This window comes from Edaphobacter sp. (genome assembly GCF_035532915.1).
In the GTDB taxonomy this organism is placed as follows: domain Bacteria; phylum Acidobacteriota; class Terriglobia; order Terriglobales; family Acidobacteriaceae; genus Edaphobacter.
Window position 1 is genome coordinate 1 of record NZ_DATKQC010000110.1, and the last position, 4,301, is coordinate 4,301.

Consider the following 4,301-nt stretch of genomic DNA (forward strand, 5'->3'; position numbering starts at 1 on the left):
CGTGCCACAGCGAAGCGGCCCGAACGGGCTGGCACGGCGTGCTAGCGCAGCGCGCGCCACCATTTAGAGCGGCGGCGAAGCGGAGACGCGGGCTGGGTCAGGCGGGGCTAATGGATGGGCGCGAGCGGCGCAGCTTGCGGAGCCCGAGCGAGCGACTCACAGCGCAGCGCCGCGAACTGAACGAGAACGCAGTGACGGGGGGGGCAGTTTGCAGTTTGGAGAAGTGTTGCGTGGGAGAGCTTCCGGTGGCCGACAGGGCGCAGAGGTCGAAGGAAGTTGATTTTCTTGTCGACCGGGTGGGGCAGCTAGCATGGAAGGGCGCAATCGTTGTAACGTTTTACGCAGACAGGCGTTAGAGTAGACGACGGCGAACAGTTCAGGCGGGGTAGATACCCGATCAGAGAAGTGTAGGAAAATATGTTTGAGGTTCACGAGCGCGTCTATATCGGAAGCGAGGCATTGTGCCGGAACGGCGCCGCCGATATGGCGGTCGTTCATGCTTGCAAGACACCCTGTCACCCGCGAGCGGTTGGCTACACGGGGGCCTACCCAACACGCACCAGCATTATCTGGTGATGCGACGCTCTTTTGACCTCTTTCTCAATATGATCGACCCCCCTCAACCACTGTTCAAGCTCCCTCTATTCACGGAGTTCTTGCTCTTCGCGGCAGAGCACTGCGGTGCCGGGCGATCGCTGGCGATTCATTGCAACCAGGGCGAGTCAAGAGCCCCGTCGTTGGCGCTCGTTTTTCTTGCGAAACACCTGCGCGTGCTACCCGACGACTCTTTCGCAGGGGCTGCGGGTGCCTTTCGGATTCGCTATCCAGCATATCGACCAGGTGTCGGCATCCAGCGATTCCTCGCCGACAACTGGACAGCGCTGAACGGCGTTTGAAGCTCTCACCGCTTTGGCGCCCGAGGTTTGGCAGACACGCAGTAATCTGCGAATTGCAGTCGCTCAATGCGGCCCGAAGTCACGAAAACGATCAACCCAACCCAGCGCCAGCCGCTGTCAGATAGTCGCGCACGTGACCGCGATACATATCGATATCAGTCGCTGTCGGATTCACGTATTATCCGCGGACCAAAGACAGGGTGCAGGTCGAGGGAACCAGACAAGGAGATGGAAGAGCAGCGTTGGGCGCTGTGAGATATTGAACGCGGACGAGAGTGCCGAGTCGGTAGGAGACTCACGCTTGGCTTATGAACATTGATGACCTCGTCAAATTGATCCAGCAGCACTTCACCGACGGTCTAGTGCTTGTCGTTGGCTCCGGGCTTTCTGCTGCAGAAGGGATGCCAAGGATGTCAGACCTTGCAGAATACCTGAACGCCGAATCCGCCAAGTTGAGTGGAGAGAATGCGCGGTTCTGGAGGGGCGTGGTCACGAGTCTCGATGCCGGAGAGGGATTGGAGACCGCACTCCTTAAGCACCCGCCGCCTGAATCACTCGAAATTTGGATCGCGGAGAAGACATGTGAATTACTCATGCCCAAGGAGCGGGAAATCATGGGCAGGGTAATCAAGGGTGAACAAGAACTCCGCTTGACGACGTTTCTATGGAAGGTGCTCAAACCAGCCAACGGGCTTCCGATCTTGACGCCGAATTACGACCGGTTGATTGAACTCGCATGTGAGATGGCGGCCTTTCATGTAGATACGACAGCGGTAGGCCACTACGCGGGAACATTCGATGCGGAGCGTAGCTGCATGGGTTCGGCCCGCGGAATCACTACCCGAGGTAAGACGACCTTGATCGACCACTTTCCACGGGCCATCGTACTGAAGCCCCACGGAAGTTTTGACTGGTTCCGGAATGGCACAAATGCGTTACGATGCAGCGTGGAAATTGAGGCTGAGCGCCTGATCATCACGCCCGGCTTGAACAAGTACAAGGCAGGCTATAGCTCGCCTTTCGACAAGCACCGTGAGCTTGCGAACAACCACATTGATCGAGCGGCGAGACTACTCGTAGTTGGATACGGGTTCAACGACGATCACCTACAGACGCACCTGGAGAAGCGGATTCGCGAGGGTACGCCCACTCTCATCCTGACGCGCACAGCGGGTTTAAGAGTCCAGAATCTTGCCGCGGAATCGCCGAAATGCGTATGCCTGGCGAAGCCTGCCGCTGGGCCAGGTACTGCGGTATTCAGCCAGGCAACCAAGTTTGAACAAAGCGGTGATGACCTTTGGGATCTCGGGGTCCTAGCAAAGGAGCTGTTGTCATGAGTGAAGCTACTGTCCTGACGTTTGACGCACCCAGCAAACTCGGAAAGGTCGCCGCGGTGGATACCAGCCGCGTACTTATCGCCGTCGAGAACGCGATCCTTCTACCACGCGCCGCGGTCGGCAGCTTAGTGGCGATCCAAGGGACAACCGCTCAGGAGTTCCTGATTGGCATGACGGAACGTGTAACGCGTCAGCTTCGCGAACAGACAGCGCAGCCCGATCCGCTGTCACCCACGACCCTCACAATGGAGGTCGTGCCGGATGATGCGCTCCGTGTTGTTTTGGTGGGGACATACCGCACGATCGAGGGGAGCATACACAACCGCTTCAAGCGTGGCGCCGATACATTTCCTCAGATTGATCGCGACTGCTTCCTTATCGAGGGCAGCAACCTTCAACGGTTCATGGCCCTGCTGGGAAAGGATCTTGATGCGGCCCAACGGCTTGAGCTCGGGACGTTCGCGATTGACCAGAGTGCTGCCGCGATCGCGAATGGCGATAAGTTCTTTCAACGTCATGCGGCCATTCTCGGCAGTACCGGTTCTGGAAAGAGTTGGTGCGTGTCTTTGATCCTCGAACGGGCCTACGCCCGAAAGCATGTTAACATCGTCGTCTTCGATATGCACGGCGAGTATTCATCCCTCGCAACCGACAAGTCGCCAATCGCAAGTGCATTCAAGATCGCCGGACCTGGTGATTTGGACAGTCCATCCGATAACACCCTGTTTCTACCTTACTGGCTACTGAATCGCGAAGAGATGCTGTCAATGATCCTCGACCGCAGTGACCAGAATGCTCCGAATCAAGCTTCTCGTTTCACTCTTCATGTTCGTGAACTCAAGGAAGCCACGCTGATAGCGGAGAAAAGGGCGGACGTGAAGGCGACGTTCACCGTGGATTCCCCGGTTCCGTATGAGCTGTCAGCGCTGATCGACAAACTGAAAAGGGATGACACCGAAAAAGGCGTTGGTAAGAATGGCCCGGTCAAGGGTGAATGGGAAGGTCGCCTGACCCGCTTTGTCTCGCGCTTGGAAGCGAAGGCCGAGGATCGCCGCTACGGATTCATGTTTAAGCCCCCGACGAGCACCCTTAAATACGACTGGCTCGCGAAACAGATTAGCAGCCTGCTAGCCCCAGGCGAGGGCAAGCCCGGGATCAAGATCGTAGATTTCTCCGAGGTCCCGTCTGACGTGTTACCGGTTGTGACGGGTGTCTTCGCGCGGCTCCTCTACGACGTGCAGTTCTGGATGCAGAAGGAGAAACGAACGCCTTTCGTATTTGTATGCGACGAGGCCCATCTGTACCTGCCCGTCAAAGATGATGCCGATGTCGTCGAGCGACAAGCTCTCTACTGCTTCGAGCGGATCGCGAAAGAAGGCCGGAAGTACGGCGTCTCGCTGCTAGTTGTCAGCCAGCGTCCATCAGATGTAAGCCGGACCATACTGAGCCAGTGCAACAACTTTCTCATTCTTCGTCTTACCAACGACCAGGACCAGAACGTCGTGCGGCACTTGATGCCCGATTCTCTTGCGGGTGTCCTCGACGGTCTTCCGCTTCTGGATACCGGCGAGGCCGTACTCCTTGGCGATGCCATTTTGCTGCCGGCACGCATCAAGCTCACGTTGCCACGGATTGAGCCTCTGAGTGCGACACGCGACTTTTGGAAAGAATGGGGGGATCTGGCCTCGGATCCCGCTGCCGTACGTGCAGCCGTAGAAACTCTGCGGAGGCAATCACGAGCAGCTTCCGCATCCGCATGAATAAGCTGGGATCTCCTTGTACTAGCGTTGAAAATTACGAGTGGCCTGAACGTTGTCAGACCGCTGGTCGAAATCTTCAAATGCGTCGCGACCAATCCTTTCAAGCAATCCGCCTGGCTGGCGCGAGCGTCCATCGCGCTGAAGGCGTTGTGCCTCCTCAGGGTCATGCCGCCGCACTGTCACGAAGAATTACCTCCAGATCGAAGAAGCGGGCGTCTTCCAGACCCAAGTAACGTTCTGGGTGACACGTAAGGATGAGCACCTGCAATCGCTGCGCGGCCTCTTCCAGAATGCGCATCACGCGGGCG

The 4,301-nt window shown here is 57.3% G+C and carries 3 protein-coding genes; all 3 read left to right on the top strand.

The window, feature by feature from the left end:
• On the top strand, window positions 1–356 hold a 356-nt coding region (locus VMU57_RS05685), incomplete at its 5' end, for a hypothetical protein (RefSeq protein ID WP_325381665.1).
• Window positions 357–1,204: 848 nt separating this feature from the next.
• Window positions 1,205–2,233 (top strand): SIR2 family protein, encoded by a 1,029-nt coding sequence (locus tag VMU57_RS05690; RefSeq protein WP_325381666.1) that lies wholly within the window; start codon window positions 1,205–1,207, stop codon window positions 2,231–2,233.
• A complete protein-coding gene (locus tag VMU57_RS05695; RefSeq protein ID WP_325381667.1) occupies window positions 2,230–3,993 on the top strand; it encodes an ATP-binding protein in 1,764 nt (587 codons plus the stop codon). The genes VMU57_RS05690 and VMU57_RS05695 overlap by 4 nt, the downstream gene beginning before the upstream one ends.
• Window positions 3,994–4,301: the final 308 nt, after the last annotated feature.

Coding starts and splice junctions, on each gene's coding strand:
- VMU57_RS05690 (WP_325381666.1), top strand. CDS start 1,205: ATGAACATTGATGACCTCGTCAAATTGATCCAGCAGCACTTCACCGAC.
- VMU57_RS05695 (WP_325381667.1), top strand. CDS start 2,230: ATGAGTGAAGCTACTGTCCTGACGTTTGACGCACCCAGCAAACTCGGA.